Source organism: Flagellimonas pacifica (assembly GCF_900215465.1).
GTDB classification, from domain to species: domain Bacteria; phylum Bacteroidota; class Bacteroidia; order Flavobacteriales; family Flavobacteriaceae; genus Flagellimonas; species Flagellimonas pacifica.
Window position 1 is genome coordinate 827,939 of the sequence record NZ_OBEH01000001.1, and the last position, 23,988, is coordinate 851,926.

General features: G+C 38.3%; 25 protein-coding genes and 1 pseudogene. 16 read left to right on the forward strand and 10 right to left on the reverse strand.

The annotated features are described in order from the left end of the window. The first annotated feature begins 10 nt into the window (after nucleotides 1-10). The 7 genes from CRO15_RS03620 (at nucleotide 11) to CRO15_RS03650 (ending at nucleotide 6,753) form a co-directional block, all read left to right on the forward strand. Nucleotides 11-1,480 (forward strand): lipopolysaccharide biosynthesis protein, encoded by a 1,470-nt coding sequence (locus CRO15_RS03620; RefSeq protein WP_097044405.1) that lies wholly within the window; start codon nucleotides 11-13, stop codon nucleotides 1,478-1,480. Beyond that, entirely contained in the window at nucleotides 1,470-1,904 is a 435-nt protein-coding gene (gene dut / locus CRO15_RS03625; RefSeq protein WP_097044406.1) for a dUTP diphosphatase, read from the forward strand. The genes CRO15_RS03620 and dut overlap by 11 nt, the downstream gene beginning before the upstream one ends. 34 nt (nucleotides 1,905-1,938) lie before the next feature. Further along, nucleotides 1,939-2,955 carry a sugar phosphate nucleotidyltransferase gene (locus CRO15_RS03630; protein ID WP_097044407.1) on the forward strand — a complete coding sequence of 339 codons (1,017 nt, stop codon included), beginning with the start codon at nucleotides 1,939-1,941 and terminating at the stop codon, nucleotides 2,953-2,955. A gap of 39 nt (nucleotides 2,956-2,994) precedes the next feature. Next, nucleotides 2,995-3,903: a tetratricopeptide repeat protein gene (locus CRO15_RS03635; RefSeq protein ID WP_097044408.1), complete on the forward strand. Its 909-nt coding sequence runs from the start codon at nucleotides 2,995-2,997 to the stop codon at nucleotides 3,901-3,903. Continuing rightward, entirely contained in the window at nucleotides 3,903-4,688 is a 786-nt protein-coding gene (gene lolB1, locus CRO15_RS03640; protein WP_243396891.1) for a lipoprotein insertase outer membrane protein LolB1, read from the forward strand. The genes CRO15_RS03635 and lolB1 overlap by 1 nt, the downstream gene beginning before the upstream one ends. A gap of 67 nt (nucleotides 4,689-4,755) precedes the next feature. Then, nucleotides 4,756-5,913: a murein hydrolase activator EnvC family protein gene (locus CRO15_RS03645; RefSeq protein ID WP_417935200.1), complete on the forward strand. Its 1,158-nt coding sequence runs from the start codon at nucleotides 4,756-4,758 to the stop codon at nucleotides 5,911-5,913. A 3-nt stretch (nucleotides 5,914-5,916) separates the two neighbouring features. Continuing rightward, on the forward strand, nucleotides 5,917-6,753 hold the full coding sequence (locus CRO15_RS03650) for an aldo/keto reductase (protein ID WP_097044410.1): 837 nt from the start codon (nucleotides 5,917-5,919) through the stop codon (nucleotides 6,751-6,753). A 120-nt stretch (nucleotides 6,754-6,873) separates the two neighbouring features. On the opposite strand, the gene CRO15_RS03655 is transcribed toward CRO15_RS03650, so the two are convergent. Together CRO15_RS03655 and CRO15_RS03660 are read right to left on the reverse strand one after the other, a co-directional pair. Next, nucleotides 6,874-7,386 (reverse strand): acyl-CoA thioesterase, encoded by a 513-nt coding sequence (locus tag CRO15_RS03655; RefSeq protein WP_097044411.1) that lies wholly within the window; start codon nucleotides 7,384-7,386, stop codon nucleotides 6,874-6,876. A 57-nt stretch (nucleotides 7,387-7,443) separates the two neighbouring features. After that, on the reverse strand, nucleotides 7,444-8,388 hold the full coding sequence (locus tag CRO15_RS03660) for an HU domain-containing protein (RefSeq protein ID WP_097044412.1): 945 nt from the start codon (nucleotides 8,386-8,388) through the stop codon (nucleotides 7,444-7,446). Nucleotides 8,389-8,493: 105 nt separating this feature from the next. Here CRO15_RS03660 and dprA point away from each other — a divergent pair, with 105 nt between their 5' ends. Continuing rightward, the gene (gene dprA, locus CRO15_RS03665; protein WP_097044413.1) at nucleotides 8,494-9,600 is read left to right on the forward strand and encodes a DNA-processing protein DprA; all 1,107 of its coding nucleotides are present in this window, start codon (nucleotides 8,494-8,496) and stop codon (nucleotides 9,598-9,600) included. Here the strand turns inward: dprA and trpS are convergent. Beyond that, the gene (trpS, locus tag CRO15_RS03670; protein ID WP_097044831.1) at nucleotides 9,597-10,565 is read right to left on the reverse strand and encodes a tryptophan--tRNA ligase; all 969 of its coding nucleotides are present in this window, start codon (nucleotides 10,563-10,565) and stop codon (nucleotides 9,597-9,599) included. The two genes, dprA and trpS, sit on opposite strands and share 4 nt — an antisense overlap. A gap of 83 nt (nucleotides 10,566-10,648) precedes the next feature. After that, entirely contained in the window at nucleotides 10,649-10,891 is a 243-nt protein-coding gene (locus CRO15_RS03675; RefSeq protein ID WP_097044414.1) for a GlsB/YeaQ/YmgE family stress response membrane protein, read from the reverse strand. A gap of 56 nt (nucleotides 10,892-10,947) precedes the next feature. On the opposite strand from CRO15_RS03675, the gene CRO15_RS03680 reads away from it, so the two are divergent. Then, nucleotides 10,948-11,679, forward strand: a complete 732-nt coding sequence (locus tag CRO15_RS03680) for a lysophospholipid acyltransferase family protein (protein ID WP_097044415.1) — start codon at nucleotides 10,948-10,950, stop codon at nucleotides 11,677-11,679. Between the two features lie 22 nt (nucleotides 11,680-11,701). Here CRO15_RS03680 and CRO15_RS03685 read toward each other — a convergent pair whose 3' ends face one another. From CRO15_RS03685 to recA, 5 genes are all read right to left on the reverse strand, one after another. After that, the gene (locus CRO15_RS03685) at nucleotides 11,702-12,865 is read right to left on the reverse strand and encodes a histidine kinase (protein ID WP_097044416.1); all 1,164 of its coding nucleotides are present in this window, start codon (nucleotides 12,863-12,865) and stop codon (nucleotides 11,702-11,704) included. Nucleotides 12,866-13,048: 183 nt separating this feature from the next. Further along, nucleotides 13,049-14,635: an outer membrane beta-barrel protein gene (locus tag CRO15_RS03690; protein ID WP_097044417.1), complete on the reverse strand. Its 1,587-nt coding sequence runs from the start codon at nucleotides 14,633-14,635 to the stop codon at nucleotides 13,049-13,051. A 1-nt stretch (nucleotide 14,636) separates the two neighbouring features. Continuing rightward, complete coding sequence (locus CRO15_RS03695; protein ID WP_097044418.1) at nucleotides 14,637-15,167, reverse strand: RNA polymerase sigma factor; 531 nt, start codon at nucleotides 15,165-15,167, stop codon at nucleotides 14,637-14,639. 47 nt (nucleotides 15,168-15,214) lie between these two features. Further along, on the reverse strand, nucleotides 15,215-15,637 hold the full coding sequence (locus CRO15_RS03700) for a hypothetical protein (RefSeq protein WP_243396892.1): 423 nt from the start codon (nucleotides 15,635-15,637) through the stop codon (nucleotides 15,215-15,217). A 94-nt stretch (nucleotides 15,638-15,731) separates the two neighbouring features. Then, the gene (gene recA / locus CRO15_RS03705) at nucleotides 15,732-16,739 is read right to left on the reverse strand and encodes a recombinase RecA (protein ID WP_097044832.1); all 1,008 of its coding nucleotides are present in this window, start codon (nucleotides 16,737-16,739) and stop codon (nucleotides 15,732-15,734) included. A 412-nt stretch (nucleotides 16,740-17,151) separates the two neighbouring features. Here recA and CRO15_RS03715 point away from each other — a divergent pair, with 412 nt between their 5' ends. The 7 genes and pseudogenes from CRO15_RS03715 to CRO15_RS03745 all read left to right on the forward strand — a co-directional run bounded on the left by CRO15_RS03715 (nucleotide 17,152) and on the right by CRO15_RS03745 (nucleotide 23,665). Beyond that, entirely contained in the window at nucleotides 17,152-18,312 is a 1,161-nt protein-coding gene (locus tag CRO15_RS03715) for a PSP1 domain-containing protein (protein ID WP_097044421.1), read from the forward strand. Then, nucleotides 18,302-18,790, forward strand: coding sequence for a gliding motility lipoprotein GldH (locus CRO15_RS03720; protein ID WP_097044833.1), 489 nt, complete (start codon nucleotides 18,302-18,304; stop codon nucleotides 18,788-18,790). The genes CRO15_RS03715 and CRO15_RS03720 overlap by 11 nt, the downstream gene beginning before the upstream one ends. A gap of 5 nt (nucleotides 18,791-18,795) precedes the next feature. Continuing rightward, a complete protein-coding gene (locus tag CRO15_RS03725; protein WP_097044422.1) occupies nucleotides 18,796-21,123 on the forward strand; it encodes a transglycosylase domain-containing protein in 2,328 nt (775 codons plus the stop codon). 99 nt (nucleotides 21,124-21,222) lie between these two features. Further along, nucleotides 21,223-21,924, forward strand: coding sequence for a CoA transferase subunit A (locus CRO15_RS03730; protein ID WP_097044423.1), 702 nt, complete (start codon nucleotides 21,223-21,225; stop codon nucleotides 21,922-21,924). A 23-nt stretch (nucleotides 21,925-21,947) separates the two neighbouring features. Next, nucleotides 21,948-22,148 (forward strand): annotated as a pseudogene (locus CRO15_RS03735) (four helix bundle protein); the annotation flags it as partial. A gap of 20 nt (nucleotides 22,149-22,168) precedes the next feature. Continuing rightward, nucleotides 22,169-22,822, forward strand: a complete 654-nt coding sequence (locus CRO15_RS03740; protein WP_097044425.1) for a CoA transferase subunit B — start codon at nucleotides 22,169-22,171, stop codon at nucleotides 22,820-22,822. Nucleotides 22,823-23,149: 327 nt separating this feature from the next. Then, complete coding sequence (locus CRO15_RS03745; RefSeq protein WP_097044834.1) at nucleotides 23,150-23,665, forward strand: GNAT family N-acetyltransferase; 516 nt, start codon at nucleotides 23,150-23,152, stop codon at nucleotides 23,663-23,665. Here CRO15_RS03745 and CRO15_RS03750 read toward each other — a convergent pair. Further along, nucleotides 23,654-23,974 carry a hypothetical protein gene (locus tag CRO15_RS03750; protein WP_097044426.1) on the reverse strand — a complete coding sequence of 107 codons (321 nt, stop codon included), beginning with the start codon at nucleotides 23,972-23,974 and terminating at the stop codon, nucleotides 23,654-23,656. The genes CRO15_RS03745 and CRO15_RS03750 overlap by 12 nt on opposite strands. Nucleotides 23,975-23,988 lie beyond the last annotated feature (14 nt).

Sequence of the window (23,988 nt, forward strand, 5' to 3'; positions counted from 1 at the left end):
CTTTTTTTCATTGAATTTGCTCAAAAAGCTATTTAAACAAACTTTTATTTACGGCTTGGCAACGGTCTTGCCCAGGGTGATTTCTTTTTTCCTACTTCCATTATATACTACCATTTTTGAAAATGCCTCTGGATTTGGACAGTATACCAACATATATGCGTGGATAGCCATCTTCAATGTGTTTTTGGCCTATGGGATGGAGACGGCTTTTTTCCGATTCTATCATAAAGGAGAAAATAAGGATACAATTATCTCAACCTCATTGATTTCGTTGTTGGGGTCTTCCCTATTGTTTTTGGTGATTGCACTTTCGATTAAAGAAACTTTGGCTGAGATTACCAATATTAATGTCGATTACATAAAATTCACGACCTATATACTGGTTTTGGATGCCTTGGTTATTATTCCGTTTGCTTTGCTAAGGGCACAGGAAAGACCCATGAAGTATGCTTCTTTAAAGATTGTGAATGTTGCCATAAATCTTTCCCTGAACGTTTTTTTCCTGCTCGTTCTTCCAAAATTGGCTCAAGAAAATGGCGATAGTTTCTTCCCAAGTATTTATAAAGAAGGTTGGGAAATCCAATACATTTTTATCTCGAATATTGTGGCCAGTGGTGTTAACTTAGCATTGTTGATACCTACATATTTTAAAGTGTCCTATAGGTTTGACCGCACGGTCTGGAAACAAATGCTCAAATATGCAGGGCCTGTAATGGTGTCTGGAATTGCATTTACCATTAATGAGGTTTTTGATAAAATTTTATTAACAGAAATTTTACCCGAAGATATAGCAGAAGCGCAAGTTGGAATATATGGTGCCTGTTATAAGCTAGCGCTTTTTATGACCCTTTTCGGCACAGCGTTTAGAATGGGCGTAGAACCTTTTTTCTTTAGTCATGCCAAAACAGAGAAACCGCAAAAGACCTATGCACAGATAACCAATTATTTTGTAATCTTGGGGAGCATAATTCTTCTTGCGGTTGTGGTGTTTGTAGATGTACTTGGAAAACTTTTGCTTGGCAGTGAGGTTTATTGGGAAGGACTCCATATAGTTCCCATAATACTATTGGGGAGTTTTTGTTTGGGAATATATCACAACCTATCTGTTTGGTACAAAGTCACGGATCAAACCAAGTTTGGAGCCTACATTTCTTCTATTGGAGCTTTGATCACATTGATCATCAACATTGGGTTAATTCCCAAAATTGGATATATGGCCTCTGCATTGGCAACCTTGGCGGCATATGGAAGTATGATGATACTATCCTACTATTTTGGAAGAAAGTATTATCCTGTTCCGTACAATATGCGCAAGATTGTGTTTTATCTCTCTGTTTCTATTGTGTTTTCAGCACTTTCCTTTTATGTTTTTCACAGAAATTTAATAGCCGGCAGCACACTACTTTTGTTATTTTTGGGGTTAGTTTACAAAATGGAAGGAGATAAACTAAGAACCATATTTCTACAGCGTGAAAATTAAGATAATAAACAAGTCAAGCCATCAGTTGCCCCATTACGAAACCCAAGCCTCAGCAGGGATGGATTTAAGGGCAAACCTAGAGAAGCCCATTACTCTAAAACCATTGGAGAGGACTGTTGTCCCTACAGGACTTTTTATAGAACTGCCTGTTGGCTATGAAGCTCAGGTAAGACCACGAAGCGGATTGGCTGCAAAAAAAGGAATCACTGTATTAAATGCTCCAGGAACCGTTGATGCTGATTATCGTGGGGAAATAGGGGTTATTTTGGTGAATCTGTCGAATGATAATTTTACCATCGAAAATGGAGAGCGTATTGCCCAAATGGTCATAGCCAAGCATGAACGTGCGGAATGGGTTAAAACGGAGGTTCTTTCAGAAACGAATAGAGGAGCGGGAGGATTTGGTAGCACCGGAGTACAATAAAACTAAACACTAAATACGTTATACTAAAAAGCTTATGAAAATTATAGTACCAATGGCGGGAAGAGGTTCCCGTTTAAGACCACATACATTAACGGTTCCAAAACCTTTAATTCCGGTTGCTGGAAAGCCGATTGTACACAGATTGGTGAGTGATATTGCCAGGGTATTAGGCGAACCGATAGAAGAGGTTGCCTTTATTTTGGGAGATCCTGCTTTTTTTGGAGATGATGTAGTGGATAGTTTAATGCAATTGGCGGAAAGCCTTGGAGCCAAGGGTTCAATTTATAGACAAGATGAACCTTTGGGGACAGGTCACGCGATTATGAGCGCAAAAGATTCTTTGAGTGGACCTGCAGTAATTGCCTATGCCGATACATTGATTCGTGCAGATTTTGATTTGGATAAATCTGCTGATAGTGTTATTTGGGTAAAGCAAGTGGACAGACCGGAAGCTTTTGGAGTAGTAAAATTAAGTGAGCAAAACGAAATAGTGGAACTCGTTGAAAAACCTGAAGAATTTGTTTCAGATTTGGCGGTGATAGGAATCTATTATTTTAAAGATGTTGGAGTGCTTAAAAACGAACTACAATATGTTTTGGACAATGAGATAATAAATGGGGGGGAATATCAGATTAATGATGGTATTAAGCGAATGATGCAAAAAGGCATGAAATTTGTCCCTGGAAAGGTGGATGAATGGATGGACTGTGGGAATAAAAATGTAACTGTAGAAACCAATCAGCGCATGCTCAACTTTTTGGAAAAAGATGGAGAGGGATTGATAGCAGATTCGGTTAAAAAAGAGAATGCCAATATTGTTGAACCTTGTTTTATTGGCGAAAACGTGGTGTTGAAAAACACTACGGTTGGCCCATATGTTTCGGTAGGAGCGGATACCATATTGGAAAATTCAACTATCAAGAATAGTTTAATACAAAGCCAAAGCAAAATTTCCAATGCTAATTTAGATAATGCCATGATTGGCAACCATGTGGTTTTTGATGGTAATTTTGAAACCATAAGCATAGGCGATTATTCAGTATTGGAATAAGGACTAATAGTGCTCTAAATAGAGAGGCTATTTATTGAAATGAAAAGAGCCATAGGTACATATTTGATTGTCTTCTTGTTTTCTTTTTGGATATATGCCCAAGAAGAAGAGCAAAGTTCCGAGGTCTTTTTAGAGGAATATACCGATGAGTTTCAAGAAAGTTTTTTTGAAGCCCTAAAGCAAAAGGGAATCCAAAACTACGATAGGGCCATTGACTTATTTTTGGAGTGCAAAAATTTGGACCCTTTGAACAGTGTTGTTGATTATGAGTTGGGGAAGGCCTATTTTTTGGACAAACAATACGTACAAGCACAAGAATATGCCATCAAGGCCTTAATTGCCGAACCAACAGATTTTTGGTATTTGGAAAACTTGGTAAATGTTTTGGAAAAACAGGGTAGTTCTGTAGGTCTTGTTGAACAGAGCATTCCTTTTACAGACCGTAAGTTGAAGGAAAACCTTGCGGTGATTTATTTCAAAAAGAAAAAATATCAAGATGCCCTAGAAGTGTTGAAGAAGCTCGGAAATTCTAAATTTGCTTCAGACCTGAGCTTGAAAATCAACGATTCTTTGCAGAAGAAAAATAAAAAGGCGTCTCCCGCAATTATAAAAGACCTTCCAAAGGAAGAAGATCCAGTTGTTCAATATAAAAACAAGATAGAAGGATTATTGGAAAAGTCCGATTATGTGCAGATGGAGATGGTATCAAAGGAAGCTTTGGACTCTTACCCTTTGCAGCCCTATTTTTATTTTGCATATGGTGCCGCTTTAAACGGGAGCTCCAGATCGGCAAAGGCGGTGGAAGTTTTGGAAAGCGCATTGGACTATTTGCTAGATGATGATGCATTGGCAAATAAAATTTATAAAGAACTTTCAAGGGCCTATACAGCAATTGGTAATACATCCAAAGCACAAGAATATTTAAACAAAGTAAAACCAGGTTTATAATGGTGGGATTTGAATTTCATATGATTAAAAAAATAGGACTGTTGCTTTCAATAGTGTTAATTTTTAGTGCTTGTAAATCCACAAAGGCGATAACAGGTGGTGAAGTTGATAATAGGATTGCCGCCAAAAGGATTATTGAAAACCATTATGCGAATCAAACCGATTTTAAAACGTTGAGCGGACGGGTTAAGATTGATTACTCAGACGGTAAAAGCAATCAAGGAGTAAATGTTAGCATAAGAATGGAAAAGGATAAAGTGATTTGGATAAGCGCTCCCTTAGGAATGGTTAAAGCACATATCACTCCAGAACGGGTATCTTTTTACAACAAGCTACAAAACGAATATTTTGATGGAGATTTTGGATATTTGAGCAACCTTTTGGGAACGGAATTGGACTTTGACAAGGTGCAAAACTTATTATTGGGCAATGCTATTTATGATTTACGGAAAGGAAGATATTCTTCACAAATCAACAATGGAAAGTATCAATTAAAGCCAAAAAGAGCACAGGAGTTATTCAAGATTTTGTTCCAGGTAGAGCCAAAGAATTTCAAAATTGCAACACAACAAATTGCACAACCAGAAGAAAATAGACGACTTCAGGCAGAATATACCTATCAAGATATTTCTGGCAAAGTTATGCCGAATGAAATTCATATTGTGGCTTTGGAAAATATGAGCAGGACCACAATTGATTTAAGCTTTAAGAATGTTGAATTGAATAGAGCATTAAATTTCCCATATAAAATTCCAAAAGGGTTTGACGAAATTATATTAAAGTAATATGATACATAAAAATTCATATTGCCTTTATTACTTGATTTTTACACTTTTTGTTTCAAGTTCATTGATGGCACAAACCAGTGAGCAAAAATCTTTGGAAGCTAAACGGGAACGATTACAAAACGAGATTAAGGAAATCAATAGACTTCTCTTTGCTGAAAAGAAAGAAAAAGGAAATGTTTTGGATCAGATGGAAGCCTTGGACCAAAGAATAAATGTTAGGCAAGAGCTCATCCGGGTAACAAACCAACAATCCAACCTTTTAAATAGACAGATCAATGTCAACATTAGGAGCATTAGTAAGCTAAGGGAAGATCTTAAGATTTTAAGGGAAGATTATGCCAATCTCATTCAAAAATCATATCAGAACAAAACCCAGAGTAACCGTTTAATGTTTCTGTTGTCGGCAGAGAATTTCTATCAAGCCTTTAAAAGGCTTCAATATATGGAGCAATATGCAAAGCATAGAAAGAAGCAAGGAGAGGATATTATCAAAAAAACTGATGAGCTGGCTGTTTTAAATAGGGACCTTGTTACTCAAAGAAAATCTAAAGAGCGTTTGTTGACTGAAAACACAAAAGTAAAAAACGAGTTATTTGGTGAAATTGAAGCGCAAAAGAATCTATTGCGCAGTATTCGACAGAACGAAACTAAATACTCGGCGGCAATAGCACAAAAAAGGAAAGAAGCACGTAAGATTGATCGTGAAATTGAACGACTTATTAAAAGTGCAATAGTTAGTACCAACAAAAAGGCTGGAAAATCCGGTCGAACCAAATTTGTATTGACACCGGAAGCCAAATTAGTGGCCAATAATTTTTCCGCAAACAAGGGAAAATTGATTTGGCCCGTGGAAAAGGGAATCAAAAGCCAGGGATATGGAGTATATGCGGATAAACTTTACCCTGGAATAAAACATCGTAATAATGGGGTCACTATTGCTACGGATCAAGGAAGCAAAGCCAGAGCTATTTTTGAAGGTGAAGTTATTGCCATTCTAACTGTTCCAGGCGGAAGCAGGGGAGTACAGATAAAACACGGAAACTATATAAGCACTTATTATAATTTGTCTAAACTATATGTCAAAAAAGGAGATAAAGTAACGGTGAAAGAGGTATTGGGCGACATATATACCAATCGGTTTGATGGTACTACCAAGCTTAAATTTTACCTTTATCAAGATTCCAACCGATTAAATCCAGAGGATTGGATTTACCAATTGTAGTTTATGAGAACAATTTCTGATTTAAAAGGAACATTTGAATTGAGCAATGGGGTTAAAATGCCATATTTTGGCCTCGGGGTATATTTATCTCAAGATGGAAATGAAGTAATCGGTGCTGTCAAGGACGCTTTGAATCATGGATATCGACATATAGATACCGCATCTATCTATAATAATGAAAAAGGGGTTGGTGCAGGAATCCAGCAAAGCAATGTTGACCGTAAGGATGTTTTTGTCGTTAGTAAGGTGTGGAACAATGATCAAGGATATGAATCCACCCTAAAAGCGTTTGACGATAGTCTTGAGCGTTTGGAATTGGATTATTTAGATCTTTATTTGATTCATTGGCCAAAAGGAGAAAAATCTAAAGAAACGTGGAGGGCCATGGAACGTCTTTATGCGGAAAAGAAGATTAGGGCCATTGGTGTTAGCAATTTTATGCAACATCATTTAGAAGATTTATTGACCACTGCCAACATTGTTCCCATGGTCAATCAAATGGAATTTCACCCATACTTGGTACAGGAAGAATTAATTGATTTTTGCCATGCCAAAGGAATTCAATACGAAGCGTGGTCCCCTATGATGCAGGGCAATGTTTTTAACCTTCCCCAACTAAAGGAACTGGCCAATAGACATCAAAAGACCGTGGCACAAATAGTGTTGCGCTGGGACCTACAGAAAGGCGTCATTACCATACCCAAATCCTCCAAAAAAGAACGCATCATTTCCAATGCGGATATTTTTGACTTTGAGTTAAGCAAAGCAGATGTCCAATTGATGGATAGTTTGGATAGGGGACAACGTTTTGGCCCTGATCCAGACAATTTCGATTTCTAATTGGAATAGGTTCAAAGATTTGTCACTTCGAGCGCAGTCGAGAAGTAGTAATAAGCTTGTTCTTTTGAGCAAATTTCACCCTTCGACAGGCTCAGGATGACAGTTCTCCCTACATAAATATCAAGAAGTAAACAAGGCCTTTAGTTCGGTAGCTTTGTTGGGCTCCATTTTCCCTGCCAAAACCAAGCTCAACTGCTTTCGTCTAAGTGCTGCATCAAAACGTTCCTTTTCCAAATCCGTTTCTGGCTGCAATTGAGGTACTTCGGTTGGGGTTCCTGCTTCATCTACAGCTACAAAGGTATAAATGGCTTCATTGGCCTTCGCGCGTTCTCCTGTAAAACGATCCTCCATCCAAACATCAATAAAAATCTCCATGGAAGTTCTAAAAGCTCTGGAAACCGAAGCTTCAACGGTGACCACACTTCCCAATGGCACCGACCTGTTGAATGCAACATGGTTAACGGATGCGGTTACAGTAATCCTTCGGCTATGCCTTCTTGCGGAAATACTGGCTGCCCTATCCATACGAGCCAAAAGCTCTCCTCCAAAAAGGTTGTTCAAAGGATTGGTTTCACTGGGCAATACCATATCGGTCATTACTGTACGGGAGTCGCTTGGAGTTTTTGCGCGCATAAGATTAAATTTTGCGCAAAGATATTGAAGTGAATAATGGTTTTAAAGAAAGAAGGATTATTTCTCCGAAAGCAACCAGGCATCTGAAGATACCGTACGTTTTATCTTTCTAAGAAATTTAAGTGCTTCTTTGGGGTTTTCGAAGCTGTCATATGCTACTTGGTGCAAACCAAATTTATTTGTCCCTAGATAAAATGCATTATAACCTTTCTCTTTAAGGAGGGCTACCTTTTTTTCTGCATTCTGTTCAACTCTAAAGGCACCGGCAATCACATGGTGTTTTCCCAGTTTCTTTTTGTTGACCGTAATATTTAGTGCCGGAAGTTCCAAGGGTGCACTTTCAAAAAACGTTGCTTCCTGTATTAAACGGGAAACCTGTTGTTGTGCATTTTGCTGTACCGTAACTTGTTTTTGCTGAAGGTCATCATAGGCGCGATAGGATGTAGATCCCAAAGAAACCGCTAATAAAATTACAGCAGCATATTTTAACCATGGCCTAAAAGAAGATTGTTCCCGTTTTTCTGGAGTGATAATAAACGGAATCTTCTCTTCAATTTCTTCAACCTGTTCCTTCAACACTTCACGTTGAATAGGTGTTGCTGCAAAAGCTGAAAGACCAAATGAGGAAGTCAAATAATTGATTTTGTTTTCTGGTTGAAACTGAATGTTGTGTTCACGGTTCAACCAAAGTTTACCAATGCCAAAAAGCTCAATTTTATCTCCTTGCTCCAACCTTTTCTTCCAATTTTGAGCAACATTTTCCACTTCTTCCAAAAGCTCTTCGTACCCAAGATGTTTTTCTTTGGCAATATACGATACCAACAAACCATCATTTTTGGAAAGCTGGGCATTAAAAGATACAGTTTTGGTAGGTGGAATAAGCGTATTGGTGGTTGAGTCCAACTCTGCGGATTTACCATGCGCTAAAAAGGCACCAAATCCAGGTACTACAACACAATTGTAATCGTAAAGTAATTTTTCTATGTAAGACTCAATCCGCATTGCCACAAATATTGTAAAAAAACTAGCAGAACAAAATAGCGCTTGCCACTTTTTATTAACATTTGAATTTCGGTATTTTGTGAACAACTACAATCCCAAATCGAAATGACTGAACCTGAAATTATTGCAGCGCTCCGGCTGCAGGCCATTCCAAATATTGGAGACATTACTTCTAAAAAATTAATTGCCCATTGTGGGAGTCCAAACGCAATTTTTAAGGATAAAATGCGTAACCTTCTAAAAATTGAAGGCATAGGAGAAATGACCTTAAAGGGATTGTATGACACAATTTACTTAAAAGAAGCAGAGGCCGAATATAAATATGTTATGGATAAGAAGATTGAATTCTCCTATTTTGAAGATAGGGATTACCCTTATAATCTTAAGCACTGTATTGATGGGCCTATTCTTCTTTTTCGTAGGGGAAAAATGAATCTACGGAGCACTAAAATTATTAGTGTGGTCGGCACTAGGAATATTACCGGGTATGGCACGTCGTTTTGCGAAGCTTTTATTGAGGAGATTGCTCCTTTGAATCCCATTATTGCAAGCGGATTTGCCTATGGTGTTGACATTACAATTCAGAAATTGGCCATTGAGGCTGGACTACAGACCATTGGTTGTTTGGCCCATGGATTAAATCAGATGTACCCCAAGGTGCATAAAAAATATGTTTCTAAGATTGAGGAAAATGGTGGTTTCTTAACCGAGTTCTGGAGCACCAGCAATCCTGACCGCGAGAATTTTTTAAAACGAAATCGCATTATTGCAGGTCTCAGCGAAGCTACTATTGTAATTGAATCAGCTGAAAAAGGAGGGAGTTTGGTCACAGCAGATTTGGCCAATGGATACAACAGAGAGGTTTTTGCAGTGCCTGGAAGGTCAACGGACAAATTCAGCAAGGGCTGTAACGATCTTATCAAAAGACAAAAAGCCCATATGTTGACTTCAGCTGCGGAGCTGGTTTATCTCTTAGGATGGGATTTGGAAGAAAAAAAGGAAAAAGAAGCCATTCAAAAACAGCTTTTTGTTAGCTTGGATGAAACAGAACAGTCTATCTATTCCTATCTGCAGATGAACGGGAAACAGATACTGGATATCGTTGCTTTGGAGTGTAAATTGCCCATTCACAAAACGTCATCAACTCTTTTTAATATGGAAATGAAGGGAGTGGTGCGGCCCTTGCCTGGCAAACTGTTTGAAGCGATTTAATACCCTAACTTTCCTCTTACCCGATCTAAAACCCCATCAGCAACTTTTCTAGCCTTTTCTGCACCAATGGCCAAGGCTTCATCCACTTCTTCCAAATGGTTCATGTAATAGTCAAATCGTTCACGAGGTTCAGCAAATTTTTCGAGGATTACTTCATAAAGCGCTTGTTTTGCATGTCCGTAGCCATAGCCACCTGCTAGGTAATTGGCACTCATTTCCTCAATCTGTTCAGGTGAGGCCAAAATCTTGTACAATGCAAAGACATTATCGTTGTTTGGGTCTTTTGGGTCTTCCATAGGCGTGCTGTCTGTGACAATGCCCATGAGCTGTTTACGCAATTTTTTGTCAGGTTGAAAGAGGTTAATAATGTTTCCCTTGCTCTTACTCATCTTTTGCCCATCTGTACCCGGAATGTACATAGTCTCCTCCTGTACTTTGGCTTCCGGCAACACAAATGTTTCTCCCAATTGATTATGAAATCTAGATGCCACGTACCTTGTCATTTCCAAATGTTGTAATTGATCTTTCCCCACAGGAACAATATTGGCATCGTACAACAAAATATCGGCGGCCATAAGCATGGGATAGCTAAACAATCCAGAATTTACATCCTCTAATCGATCTGCTTTATCCTTAAAAGAATGTGCCAGCGTAAGGCGTTGGTATGGAAAAAAACAACTGAGATACCAGGCTAATTCGGTTACCTGGGGCACATCACTTTGACGATAAAAAACAGTTTTTTCAATATCCAGTCCAAAAGCCAACCAAGTAGCCGCTGTGGCATAAGTGTTGTTTCTCAGTTCCTCCCCATTTTTTATTTGGGTGAGGGAATGCATATCCGCAATAAAAAGAAAAGATTCATTTTTAGGATCTTGAGCCATTTTAATGGCAGGGATAATAGCTCCCAAAATGTTTCCCAAGTGAGGAGTTCCTGTACTTTGAATTCCGGTTAAAATTCGGGCCATACCAAATATTTTGGGCGTAAAAGTAAGCATCCAAAAGGGATAAAAAAAGCGGTAAGGCCTACTGGGCCAAAAAGAATTAAAAGTTATTTTTTAAAGAGCCCAGCTATAAAAAGTACAACAACCGCTCCAATAACTCCGGTGATAAGATCACCCACTATTCCAGAACCAATATGGACGCCCAAAACACCAAAGAGCCAATTGCCCACAATCCCACCTACAATACCAAGAATAATATTTATGAGCGCACCAAAACCTCCGCCTTTCATAATTTTCCCGGCAAGCCAGCCCGCAGCGGCCCCGATCAATAAAGCATATAATAATCCCATTTTTAAGATTTTATGGTTATTCCAATAAAGATATTCAAAAATTCTACTTTTGATACATGGTTGCCCTTTTCAAGAATATAGGATACGTTTTGTATCGAATCTGGTTCTACGTATTAGTGACCCTTCCTATTTTAGTTTTCTTTCCATTTTTGTTGCTCACAACATTATCCGAAAAGACCTATAAACAGTTCTTTTGGTTGGCCAGAAATTTATGGGCCAAAATCATCCTTTATGGAATGGGCTGTTTTCCCAAGGTAATAAGAGAACAAAAAATGGAAAAAGGGAAAAGCTATATGTTGGTGGCCAACCATACCAGTATGTTGGATATTATGTTTATGCTGGTAGTGAGCAAAAATCCATTTGTCTTTGTAGGGAAGAAAGAGTTGGTTAAAATTCCTGTTTTTGGTTTTTTCTATAAACGGGTCTGTATTATGGTGGACAGGGACAATATTAAAAGCAGAACAGGGGTATACCGTCGTGCCCAAAGAAGATTAGATCAAGGTTTGAGTGTTTGTATTTTTCCTGAGGGAGGTGTTCCTGAAGAGCATATTGTTTTGGACAAGTTCAAAGATGGAGCCTTTAAAATGGCCATAGCCCATAAAATACCGATAGTGCCCATTACCTTTTATGATAACAAAAAACGTTTTTCCTTTACTTTTTTAAGTGGAGCCCCTGGAATTATAAGAGCTAGGGTACACCGATTTTTTGAAACAGGGATATTGGGCGAGGAAGACAAATCTACTTTGCGCGAAGAAGTTAGGGACGTTATTTTAAAAGAACTTAGGTAGTACCATATAAAACTACTGCTCTTTAAATAAGGTTGGGAAGTTTTAGTGAGATATTACTTCCTGAAAGATCAGCGTCATCTATTAAGACGATTTCTTTTTCAATTTTATATGGTTTAATGGCATTGAGCAATCTAATTTGATCTTCCCATTGAACAATGTTTTCTCTATATCCTGGACTGTAAGAAGTATTGGAATTGTCACTCTCATGTCGATATTTTATATGCAGTGTTACCGTATTTTCTTTAACTAAAAAGGTAATATCCAATCGTTGATTCTTGTGTTGATGAAAGATAGATCGTTCAACAATGTTTTCGAATAGTGTTTGAATAACGAATGAGGGAATAGCGGCACTGGGCACTTTTTCTTCTTTTTCGACCATAATGGTATATTCAAACTTATCATTGTACCGAAGCTTTTGCAACTCTAGGTACCAATGCAACATGTCGACCTCATCTTTTAGATTGACAGTTTCCTTGTCCAAGTGCTTAAGGTAAAATCTTATGAGTTTACTGAAGATGGATAAATATTCTAAAGCTTGCTTCTTTTTTTCCGAGGCGATAAAACTTTGAATGGCATTTAAGGCATTGAACACAAAATGAGGATTAAGCTGAGAGTTCAAGGCTTTTAGTTTTAACTCCACCATTTCCTCTTTAAGTCTAAGAAGTCGGTTCTGTTTGCTTAAAAGTGCCCTGTTTACGCGAACACTTTTTATTTTAATGGCACAAATAGAAGCGATAGCGGAAAGCATTTTGAGATGCTTTTTGGTAAAAAAATTTTTCTTTGGATGTTCACAATCAATTATCCCATAGATAGTGCCTTCATGGGAGATAGGGACACAAATTTCGGAAAGTCGCAGTTCATCATCTTCAATGTAACGCAAATCTTTGGAAGTGTCTTTAATTATTTCTGACACACCTGTTAGCGCCACATGCCCTGTTATACCTTCTCCTAGAGCAATTTCAACAGGATTGTAAAGGGAGTTGTCCTTAGGGTTTTTAGGTCCATATGCAGCTTTTTGGACAAGCATCTTATTGTCTCTATCAATAAGATAGATTACACAGTCTACAAAGCCCAGTTTTGCTATACAGTTTTTTGCTAGGTCCCAAAGAATATCTTCTTCATTTTCTTTTCCCAACAAGGATTCGGAAAAATATACAAGAATATCTGAGAACTGTTCGGCGTTCAATTTTTGATGATTTGAAAGGAAACATAAATTAACAAAATTTTTCCGACTTGCTAATTTTGATGGAGAGCACCTGATACGGTTTGATGGAGGTCGACACTTTAAAACAAAAAAACACCCTGCCAAAGCAAGGTGCTTAATTGATTGCCTAAAGGGGCAACCTTCCTAACCAACTTCTTTATATACCTAAAACTTAAAATTGATACCGCTGTATACACCAACAGAAAATGGTTTGAACGAACCAGCCGTATCAGAAAAGGTATTTAATTGATATTTAAAAACGGGAGCAACATTTAACTGCACCTTTGGGTTGAATTTATAATTAAGACCAACTCCTGCATTGGCACTAAAGTTTATTTCATTTGCATTATTGGCCTCTCCTATTTCTGTTACCAAATCTTCTGACTCCAACAAAACGGAGTTGTCAACCAAGAAAAGAGAGCTGACCCCGCCAATAATATCGACTCCAAATTTCTTGTCTATAAGGGCGTAATTGAGTTCTAAAGGCACTTCTATATAACCCAATTGCTGAACCATTTTCCCGTCAAAGGAAGGGTTTGTATTTGCTGCAAATTCTAGCAAAGGGTCGTTTGCTGATCTTTGGGGAACAGCATCTTGACTTTCAACTACAATGGTACGGGAGGTCTGACTATAATCAATATTATCAATTTTTTTGTCGGAGGCAGTTGTCAAGGATGATGAAAACACAACATTATTGGTGTCATAACCAAAATTGACCTTATGCACTCCAGAACGTACCTTAAGTTTCTTGCCTATGTTGTATGCAACGGTAAGGCCATAGCTTAAGTTTACGTTTCCGGATTTTGAGTTGGATGAAAAGTCGGAATGGATGGGAGAACCCTCACCAGAACCATTAAAGTAAACTGGAGCAACGGAAGGTCCAACGGACCATCTTCCGTCAATGTTTTTAGTTATAGCTTTTTCCTCTTGTTCTTCGATTACTTCAAAAATAGACCTCTTTTCAGTAAGTTGCTTTTCATTATCATTTTGGGCAATACCTTCATCCCCTGTAACATTTTCCATGATTTTCTCTTGTTGGGATGAATCTTTTTGAAGATTGTTAGCTGTTTTCGAAATATTTCTGGTTTCTTCATTTACAGCAACAGTGACCTCATTATTTTTGTCAGTAACACCTGCCAAATTGGTTTGCGGATTCTTAATTCTTACATTTTTATTCGAAGTATTATCCATTACGGCAACTTCTTGTTCAGTTTCTTCGCTAATACCCAATTGCCCTTTTTGATTTTGAATATCATTTGAAGGGTTTTTCTTTTCAAAAACCTCTTTTTCTGATTTGGTACTTGTCTGCACCACTTGTTTATCAGAACCGATGCTTTTGTTTTTATCAAAAAAGGCATCAGTATCTTTTTCGGTAATGGTTGATTCATTATTTATATTATCAGCGGCATTGTTTTCTGATGACTCCACCAACTGTGTATCATCCACATTTGATGGTTGCCCAAGCTTGTTGGCCTCTTCCGATGCATTGTTCTTGGGAAGGGTATCGTTGTTTTCAACATTGGAGATAATGGATTCACCATTATTTTCCTTCTCAAACGGATTGATTACATAAAATAGAATTGCCAACAGTGCGGCAACTCCCCCAAGGCGCCACCAAATTGGAATGACCCTCTTTTTTCTTTTCTTTTTGTCCAGAGAAGCCTCAATGGAATCCCAAACGTTGTCATCTGGGACTACGTTAAAATCATCAAACGTCTCTTTGAACAATTGCTCTAAATTCTTTTTCCCCATCTTAAGCAATGTTTATACTTTCTTTTTCTATTTTTTCTCTTAAAATCATTTTGGCCCTGGCCAAATTTGATTTTGAAGTACCAGTAGATGTCCCCAACATCTCACTTATTTCCTTGTGACTATAACCATCCATAACATATAGATTAAACGTTAATCTATACTTATTGGGCAGTTCTTGAATATATCCCAACAATGTGGACAGGCTAATATCTGCCTGGTCAGTATCTACATTGATTTCTTCAGCAATGTTTTCTGATACCACATTTAAATACTGCTCTTTTCTATACTTTTGTAGCACTGTGTTTACAGTGATTCGCTTAATCCAACCTTCAAAAGAGCCCTTGAAATTATATTGATCGATCTTACTGAAAATTGTCATAAAACTATCATGCAGATTATCCTCTGCCTCAGTTTTGTTCTTGGAATATTTAAGGCACATGCCGAAAAGAATACCGGAATATTTCCGGTATAATTCAGCTTGCGCCTGTCTTTTTCCTTTTTTACAATTATGTATCAGTTCTTCAAGATCCAAATGTTGGTCAATTTTGGATTATTGATATTTTGTTTTTCTAATTTAAGCTATTGAACAGGAATGGTATATTCCAAATACGTTGCTTTATCAGCAGCATCGTTCCCAGTGTAAAACCTAAACTTATATTCATTTGAATAAATTACATTGAACTTCAGGATTGCAACAACTTTTTCTATAGCTTCGGTGCATGCGGTATTGTTAGTTAATTCAGAGCCAATGGCAACTATATCCCGATTGGTCTCTCCAGTACGTGTTACATCAAAGCCTTCAAAGAAGGTACATCCATTAGGTCTTAAATAAGTGACCTCAATATCATAAGTTTTGTTTAGCTCAAAAAACTCCGGAACATCAACTTCTACAACCTCCAGGGTGGTAAAACGAAAATTTTGGCCATCGTCATCCAAATTGCAAGAGCTAAACAATGCGCATATCCCAAAGAGGGCAAATAGCACAATTACCTTTTTCATCATTAAAATTCTTTTAACTCCTAGATGAAAGGTATATGCAAGGGTTGCGTACTATTTTCACAACCTTGGTCGAATAATTTGGGGTTTTATCCCTTATTTAGGAATTTACGGCGGTGATGGCTTCCTTAATTTTAGCTTCTAGCTCATCTGCCAACTCAGGGTTATCTGCAAGAAGTGCTTTTACCGCATCTCTTCCTTGACCAAGTTTGGTATCTCCATAACTGAACCAAGAACCACTCTTCTTTACAATTTCATAGGCAACACCCAAATCAAGGATTTCCCCAATTTTTGAAATTCCCTCACCATACATTATATCGAACTCGGCAGTTTTAAATGGTGGGGCCACCTTGTTTTTTACAACCTTTACTCTGGTCTTGTTACCTAGCACCGTACCATCAGTATCTTTTATTTGGGTAGATCGTCTAATATCTAACCGAACTGAAGCATAAAACTTTAATGCGTTACCACCAGTTGTGGTTTCTGGGTTCCCAAACATTACCCCAATTTTTTCCCGTAACTGGTTTATGAATACTACGGTGCAATTGGTCTTGCTAATGGTCGAAGTTAATTTTCTTAATGCCTGAGACATTAATCGGGCATGCAATCCCATTTTGGAATCCCCCATCTCTCCTTCAATCTCACTTTTTGGAGTAAGTGCGGCAACAGAATCCACAATTACAATATCAATAGCGCCGGATCTAATAAGATTATCGGCTATCTCCAAAGCTTGCTCCCCGTGATCGGGTTGTGAAATGATGAGGTTATCAATATCGACACCCAATTTTTTGGCGTAAAAACGGTCAAAAGCATGTTCTGCATCAATAAAAGCTGCAATACCTCCATTTTTTTGAGCTTCTGCAATAGCATGCAAGGTCAAGGTTGTTTTTCCAGAAGATTCAGGACCATATATTTCAATCACACGACCTCTAGGATAACCACTAACACCTAAAGCGATATCAAGCCCCAATGACCCCGAAGGAATAACCTCAACATCTTCAACCACACTATCCCCCATTTTCATGACAGCACCTTTGCCATAGGTCTTGTCCAATTTGTCTAGGGTTAGTTTTAAGGCTTTTAATTTTGCTTCTTTTTCGTTGCTCATGGTTCTCAGTATTAGGAAGGCTAAAATACCATTTCTTTCTTCATGCAACAATAGCGACGCAACCTTTTTAAAACTTCGTATCTAAAGGGCAACTGATTCAAAAAGCGATATATCGAATCGAGAAATCGGTTCAACACCACACAAGGGCAAGGAAAATTTGCGCTATGAAAAGAACAAAGTGGTGGAAAGGGCTCTCTTTAGAGAGCCCTTTCCTTTTTGACCATATGCTTCGCAGAACCTTATGCCTCATTTTCTTTTTAAGATGTCCATGTTTGATCTGTCTTTTTAAAGCTTTACTGTGTATGAAGTAGTATTTCACTGCTGCCACAAATTGTACTATATTTACCATTAGTAATTTTATGAACCCTTTTTAAGAAAATACCATGTATTTTCTTAAATCAAGATAAAAAATATGGGATGTAGCAGTTGTTCAACCGGCAAGGATGGACAACCGCGGGGTTGCAAGAACAATGGTACTTGCGGCACAGATGGTTGTAATAAGCTAACAGTCTTTGATTGGCTTTCCAATATGTCGCTACCCAACGGTCAAAAACCTTTTGATTGTGTTGAGGTACGCTTCAAGAATAGCAGAAAAGAGTTTTTTAGAAATGTCGAGGGCATTCCTTTGGCCATTGGGGATGTGGTAGCCACGCAGGCCAAGTCTGGCCATGATGTTGGAATCGTGACCCTTACAGGTGAGTTGGTCAAAGTGCAAATGAAAAGAAAGAAAGTTGCGCATAATGATGAAACACTTCCCAAAATCTACAGAAAGGCATCGCAACGCGACATAGACATTTGGCAAAAATGTCGAAACAAAGAGCCCGAGATTCAAAAACGTTCGCGAGAGATTGCCATATCACTTAAACTTCAGATGAAATTAAGCGATGTGGAGTTTCAGGGAGATGGCTCCAAAGCAACATTCTATTACACGGCGGAGGAAAGAGTAGATTTTAGGCAATTGATCAAGGATATGGCCAAGGCCTTTGGCATCCGTATTGAAATGCGCCAAATAGGTTATCGTCAAGAAGCACAGCGTTTGGGAGGAATAGGCTCTTGTGGACGCGAACTTTGTTGTTCTACCTGGTTAACCGATTTTAGATCGGTAAGTACCGCATCCGCAAGGTATCAGCAATTGGCACTCAACCCACAAAAATTGGCGGGGCAGTGTGGAAAACTAAAATGTTGCCTCAACTACGAACTCGATATGTATCTGGAAGCCTTAAAGAACTTTCCGCCACAGGATAGTAAATTGAAGACTCAAAAAGGAATTGCCTTTTGCCAAAAAGCAGACATTTTCAAAGAAACCTTGTGGTTTTCCTATAAAGACGACCCGGCCAATTGGCATGCACTGAGCAAGGAACAAGTATTGGAAATTTTGGAATTGAACAAGAACAATGAAAAAATTGCCAGCTTGGAAGAATATGCCCAGGATAACATTAGTGAGGAAAAAATGGTTTTTGAAAATGTGGTGGGACAAGATAGTCTTACCCGATTTGACAAACCCAAGAAAAAGAAAAGAAATCATAAAAAAAGAAGAAAAAACAAACCCAAAGCTCGACCCAATGCACAATAAATTCTTCATTGCCTTGGTTTTCTCTTTGAGCCTGATTTCATGTAGTGACAATTTGATTTTTTCTGAATATCAATCAATGGATGATGGAAAGTGGAAAATGGATGATCAAGTGTCGTTTCAGTTTTCAGAATTGGATTCGGTGCAAAATCATAATATGTTCATCAACATAAGGAATGATAATACATTTGAGTTCAGCAATCTTTTTTTGATTGCGGAGTTGGAATATCCAAATGGAGAAACCATTAAGGATACGTTGGAATATAAAATGGCAGAGCCTGATGGAAAATGGCTAGGCAAAGGTTTGGGAAGTATAAAAGAAAACAAGCTTTGGTTTCAGGAAAAAATCGTTTTTCCAGATTCCGGCGTATATAAACTAAGCATTACCCATGCCATGCGCAAAAATGGCAACGTAAATGGGATCCATATTTTGAATGGTATTACCGATGTTGGTTTGGAAATAGAAAAAAGTACGCAATAAAAACGATGGCAAAAGCAAAACAAAAGAAGCAAAAAAGTTTCTTCCCATACATTAAATGGTTCTGGATTCTCTTTGGATCTGGGCTCTTTTTCTTTCTCTTATTATTCCTGTTGGCTGCATGGGGTGCATTTGGTGAAATGCCAACCTTTGAACATTTGGAAAACCCGAGCACTAATTTGGCCACAGAACTTATCTCTTCAGATGGCAAGACGCTAGGTAAGTTCTATTTGGAAGACAACAGAACAGATGTTTCGTATGATGAGCTTCCACAGAATTTGATAGATGCTTTGATAGCAAGTGAAGATATCCGTTTTCATAACCATTCGGGAATTGATGCGCGCGGAACCCTACGGGCCATGTTCTTTTTAGGAAAACGAGGAGGGGCAAGTACCATTTCACAACAGCTGGCCAGACAACTTTTTGTTGGGGTACGGTCTAGAAACAAGTTTGAGACCATAAAACAGAAGGCGATGGAGTGGGTCATCGCCACGCGTTTAGAAAGAAGCTACACCAAGGAAGAAATCATGAGCATGTACCTTAACATCTATGATTTTGGAAACAATGCAGATGGTATCCGTTCGGCATCGAGAATTTATTTCGGAAAAGAACCTAAGGATTTAAAATTGGAAGAATCAGCTATGCTGGTTGGAATGCTGCAGAACTCATCCCTTTATAATCCATTGAGGAGGGAAGAACTGACTTGGAAAAAAAGAAACACAGTATTGGGGCAATTGGCAAGGTATGAGTACATCACCGAAGCGGAAAGAGATTCGCTTCAGGCTATGGAAATCAACCTAAACTACAATCCGGAATCACACCGCGAAGGTTTGGCCACCTATTTTAGAATGTATATGCAAAAGTGGTTGAATGGATGGGTAAAGGAAAATCCAAAACCAGATGGAGAGAAATACAATATCTATTTGGACGGGTTAAAAGTGTACACCACTATAGATTCCCGTATGCAAAAAAATGCAGAGGATGCCGTTGAAGCCCACATGAAGAATTTGCAAGCAGAGTTTTTCCTCCAAAATACGCCGAAAAAAAACCCAACAACTCCTTTTTTGGATTTGACCAAAGGAGCCATAGATACCATAATGCGACAAGCAATGAAACGGTCGGATAGATGGAGGATTCTTAAAGGTCAAGGAAAAACAGCAAAGGAAATTGAAAAAACATTCCATGAGAAGACAGAAATGACGGTGTTTGATTGGAACAGTGATTCCTATGAAAAAGATACCATCTTGACACCGATGGATTCTATACGCTATTACAAAACATTCCTAAGAACAGCTATGATGTCCATGGAACCCCAGACAGGTCATGTTAAAGCTTGGGTTGGGGGCGTTGATTACAAACATTTTCAATATGACAATGTATATCAAGGAGCCAGGCAAGCAGGGTCAACATTTAAACCTTTTGTCTATGCAGCTGCTATTGACCAGTTGAGGTATTCGCCTTGCGATTCATTGCCCGACAATCAATATTGTATTGAGCCCTTAAAACACGGAAACCCAGAAGCGTGGTGTCCTAAAAATTCAGATGGAAAATATTCTGGAAAGAACATGACACTTAAACATGCACTGGCCAATTCTGTAAATACAGTGACCGCCCAATTAATGGACAAGGTGGGGCCAAAATCAGTAGCCACAATTGCAAGGAGTATGGGTATTAAGCGGGAAATTCTAGAGGTGCCTTCCATTGCCTTGGGAACTCCAGATGCAAGTGTTTATGAAATGGTTGGAGCCTTCGGCACCTTTGCCAATCAAGGCGTATATGTAAAGCCGGTAATGGTTACCCGTATAGAAGATAGAAACGGAACTGTGCTCTTTGAATATGTTCCCGAAACAAAAGATGTCTTGAGTAAAGATGTAGCTTATGCCATGGTCAATTTGATGGAAGGGGTAACCCAGTATGGATCAGGAGGGCGATTAAGGCACACTTACGGTAAGAATCAAACCATGTACAAGAAAATTATGACAGGGTACCCGTATGAGCTTACCAATCCAATTGCAGGTAAAACAGGAACCACTCAAAATCAAAGTTATGGATGGTTTATGGGCATGGTACCCAATCTGGTCACCGGTGTTTGGGTAGGTGGCGAAAATAGGGCTGTACATTTTAAAAGACTCCTATATGGCCAAGGTGCTTCTACGGCATTACCCATTTGGGGCTTGTACATGAAGAAAAATTATGAAAATGAAGAGTTGGGTGTCTCCAAAGATGCTTTTGAAGAACCAGAGGAACTATCTATCAATGTGGATTGTACCAAAGTGTTAAAAGAACTTCAAGAAGATTTGGATACCGAGGACGATTTGGAGGATCTTGGATTCTAAGAAAAAGTAGCACAAAAATTATTGGCCCCAAGACCATTTATGGCTTGGGGCTTTTTTATTTAAATCGTACTTTCAGGCAATCAGAAAATAAGAGATTAAATGATCAAAAAAACGGTTTCAGATGTAGAAAAAGCACTTGTGGGCGTAACTGATGGGATGACATTTATGCTGGGAGGATTTGGACTATGTGGAATTCCCGAAAACGCAATTGCCCAATTAGTGAAGATGGGAATCAAAGATATTACCTGCATTTCAAATAATGCCGGGGTAGATGATTTTGGCTTGGGACTTTTGCTTCAGCAACACCAAATAAAAAAAATGATTTCATCATATGTAGGGGAAAATGATGAATTTGAACGTCAAATGTTGAGTGGAGAATTGGAAGTTGAACTTACCCCTCAAGGTACTTTGGCAGAGAAATGTCGAGCGGCACAAGCTGGGTTTCCAGCGTTTTATACTCCTGCCGGTTATGGAACTGAAGTTGCCGAAGGCAAGGAAACTCGTGAATTTGATGGTAAAATGTACGTATTGGAACCCGCATATAAGGCCGATTTTGCATTTGTAAAAGCTTGGAAAGGTGATGAAGCAGGAAATTTGATTTTTAAGGGAACTGCTCGAAATTTTAACCCTTGTATGTGTGGTGCAGCCAAAATCACGGTAGCTGAGGTGGAGAAATTGGTTCCTGCCGGAAGTTTGGATCCCAATGAAATTCATATACCCGGAATATTTGTACAGCGTATTTTCCAAGGAGAGAAGTATGAAAAAAGGATTGAACAACGAACAGTTCGTTCAATTGATTAGTTATTCAATGTGGAAATTTGAAAATGAGAAATGATAAACAAAACCTAATTGTTGACAAAACGTTCGAGTTTTCATTAAACATTATTGAATTTTCAGAATGGATTAGGGGTTTGAACAGATTTGAAATGGCTTCTCAAATATTCGGAAGCGGTACATCAATCGGGGCAAATATCCGTGAAGCTCAGAATGCAGAAAGTAAAGCTGATTTTATACACAAATTTAAGAATAGGTATATTTTCAAATCATGTTAGATAAGAACGGAATCGCAAAACGAATTGCAAAAGAAGTAAAGGACGGTTACTACGTAAACCTGGGAATAGGCATACCCACATTGGTGGCCAATTTTGTTAGGGAAGATATTAGCGTGGAATTTCAAAGTGAAAATGGTGTGCTGGGCATGGGACCATTTCCTTTTGAAGGAGAAGAAGATGCCGATATCATTAATGCCGGAAAACAGACCATAACCACTTTGCCGGGAGCTTCATTTTTTGATTCATCCATGAGTTTTGGAATGATTAGAGGACAACATGTAGACCTTACAATTTTAGGAGCTATGGAAGTGGCAGAAAATGGAGATATAGCCAATTGGAAAATTCCAGGAAAGATGGTAAAAGGAATGGGAGGAGCCATGGATTTGGTAGCCTCTGCAGAAAACATCATTGTAGCCATGATGCATACCAACAAGGCCGGTAAATCCAAATTGCTCAAAAAATGCTCTTTGCCATTGACAGGTGTAGGTTGTGTAAAAAAAATAGTTACCAACTTGGCGGTCTTGGAAGTCACCCCTGAAGGGTTTAAATTGTTGGAAAGGGCACCTGGGGTCTCTGTTGATGAAATTATAAAGGCTACAGAAGGAAACTTGATTGTGGAGAACAACGTTCCTGAGATGGAAATATAGAACAGACCAATCAGTTTGTTTTACAACAAAAACAGCGCACTACACAACAAATTCTTTATTCTTTAGTTATGATAAGGTATTTTTGGATTTATTAATTTTTTTCCCCAAATTAACACCATAAAACAAACAACACCATGGCCTCCAAATTAACCCAAGCAACTATGGACGAAAACATCCAGGTCTATAGAAATGATTTTTTCACAGGAGTGATGCTATTGATCAAGAAGCTTTTTATGCTTTAAGACCAAACAAAACAAAAAAGATTTTAAGAGCCAACCCTTAAGGGTTGGCTCTTTTTTTTAAATACTTTTATGGAAAATGGGAATCATGAGCCTATACATTAAATGTTGTACAGAGCGGGATTTGGATGTTTTAGTCCAAATATCCAAGGAAACATTTATTGCTGCTTTTGAAGATCAGAATGACCCCGAAGATTTTAAAAAATATATTGACTTTGCCTTCAGCAAGGAAAAACTTAAATCAGAAATAGAAAATAAGGATACTCAATTCTATTTTGTCTTTGATCAAGAGGAGATAATTGGGTATATAAAATTAAACAAAGAAAGGGCTCAAACCGATATTAATGATAAGGAATCCATGGAACTGGAACGTATCTATGTAATATCGGAATATCAAGGAAGAGGCATTGGTAAATGGTTGCTTCAACAAATAGAACAATTGGCCCGCAAAGATGGATTGAACTATGTATGGCTTGGCGTTTGGGAAAAGAACCGAGCGGCTATAAAGTTCTACTTGGAGCACGGCTTTACAAAATTTGGATCTCACCCCTATTACATTGGCAAAGACAAACAAACCGATTGGTTAATGCGCCTAGACCTTTAGTAACGTATTTAGAAAAATGGTATCTCCTTCCGCTTGGAGTTTATATGCAATTGAATTTTCAAATGCAGCATGTACCAAAAGCGATATGGCTTTTGCATTGGACCTGGTTAAACTATTTGTTCTGTAAACAACATCCCGTATAGTGGAAAAGCTAATGCTGCTGCTTGTTGCAACATTTGCAAGGTCGTCTTTTGTAACATTTCTGCGAAGGACAGTAGAAAGTTGTTCGCTGATTGGTTTTCCATAATCTTCTTTGGAAAACATGTTATCAATATTGATAACCAAATTGAAATTTTTGATTGAACCCATGCTGTAGATTTAGC

What these genes read in the sequence shown, in the direction of transcription:
- CRO15_RS03655 (WP_097044411.1), bottom strand. Translation starts at nt 7,386, where the DNA reads ATGCGCGCAAAAACTCCAAGCGACTCCCGTACAGTAATGACCGATATG.
- CRO15_RS03650 (WP_097044410.1), top strand. Translation starts at nt 5,917, where the DNA reads ATGAGAACAATTTCTGATTTAAAAGGAACATTTGAATTGAGCAATGGG.
- CRO15_RS03700 (WP_243396892.1), bottom strand. Translation starts at nt 15,637, where the DNA reads ATGATGAAAAAGGTAATTGTGCTATTTGCCCTCTTTGGGATATGCGCA.
- recA (WP_097044832.1), bottom strand. Translation starts at nt 16,739, where the DNA reads ATGAGCAACGAAAAAGAAGCAAAATTAAAAGCCTTAAAACTAACCCTA.
- CRO15_RS03675 (WP_097044414.1), bottom strand. Translation starts at nt 10,891, where the DNA reads ATGGGATTATTATATGCTTTATTGATCGGGGCCGCTGCGGGCTGGCTT.
- lolB1 (WP_243396891.1), top strand. Translation starts at nt 3,903, where the DNA reads ATGGTGGGATTTGAATTTCATATGATTAAAAAAATAGGACTGTTGCTT.
- CRO15_RS03680 (WP_097044415.1), top strand. Translation starts at nt 10,948, where the DNA reads ATGGTTGCCCTTTTCAAGAATATAGGATACGTTTTGTATCGAATCTGG.
- CRO15_RS03725 (WP_097044422.1), top strand. Translation starts at nt 18,796, where the DNA reads ATGGCAAAAGCAAAACAAAAGAAGCAAAAAAGTTTCTTCCCATACATT.
- CRO15_RS03750 (WP_097044426.1), bottom strand. Translation starts at nt 23,974, where the DNA reads ATGGGTTCAATCAAAAATTTCAATTTGGTTATCAATATTGATAACATG.
- CRO15_RS03745 (WP_097044834.1), top strand. Translation starts at nt 23,150, where the DNA reads ATGAGCCTATACATTAAATGTTGTACAGAGCGGGATTTGGATGTTTTA.
- CRO15_RS03630 (WP_097044407.1), top strand. Translation starts at nt 1,939, where the DNA reads ATGAAAATTATAGTACCAATGGCGGGAAGAGGTTCCCGTTTAAGACCA.
- CRO15_RS03690 (WP_097044417.1), bottom strand. Translation starts at nt 14,635, where the DNA reads ATGGGGAAAAAGAATTTAGAGCAATTGTTCAAAGAGACGTTTGATGAT.
- CRO15_RS03740 (WP_097044425.1), top strand. Translation starts at nt 22,169, where the DNA reads ATGTTAGATAAGAACGGAATCGCAAAACGAATTGCAAAAGAAGTAAAG.
- dprA (WP_097044413.1), top strand. Translation starts at nt 8,494, where the DNA reads ATGACTGAACCTGAAATTATTGCAGCGCTCCGGCTGCAGGCCATTCCA.
- CRO15_RS03730 (WP_097044423.1), top strand. Translation starts at nt 21,223, where the DNA reads ATGATCAAAAAAACGGTTTCAGATGTAGAAAAAGCACTTGTGGGCGTA.
- CRO15_RS03715 (WP_097044421.1), top strand. Translation starts at nt 17,152, where the DNA reads ATGGGATGTAGCAGTTGTTCAACCGGCAAGGATGGACAACCGCGGGGT.
- CRO15_RS03720 (WP_097044833.1), top strand. Translation starts at nt 18,302, where the DNA reads ATGCACAATAAATTCTTCATTGCCTTGGTTTTCTCTTTGAGCCTGATT.
- CRO15_RS03645 (WP_417935200.1), top strand. Translation starts at nt 4,756, where the DNA reads ATGGCACAAACCAGTGAGCAAAAATCTTTGGAAGCTAAACGGGAACGA.
- trpS (WP_097044831.1), bottom strand. Translation starts at nt 10,565, where the DNA reads ATGGCCCGAATTTTAACCGGAATTCAAAGTACAGGAACTCCTCACTTG.
- CRO15_RS03635 (WP_097044408.1), top strand. Translation starts at nt 2,995, where the DNA reads ATGAAAAGAGCCATAGGTACATATTTGATTGTCTTCTTGTTTTCTTTT.
- CRO15_RS03660 (WP_097044412.1), bottom strand. Translation starts at nt 8,388, where the DNA reads ATGCGGATTGAGTCTTACATAGAAAAATTACTTTACGATTACAATTGT.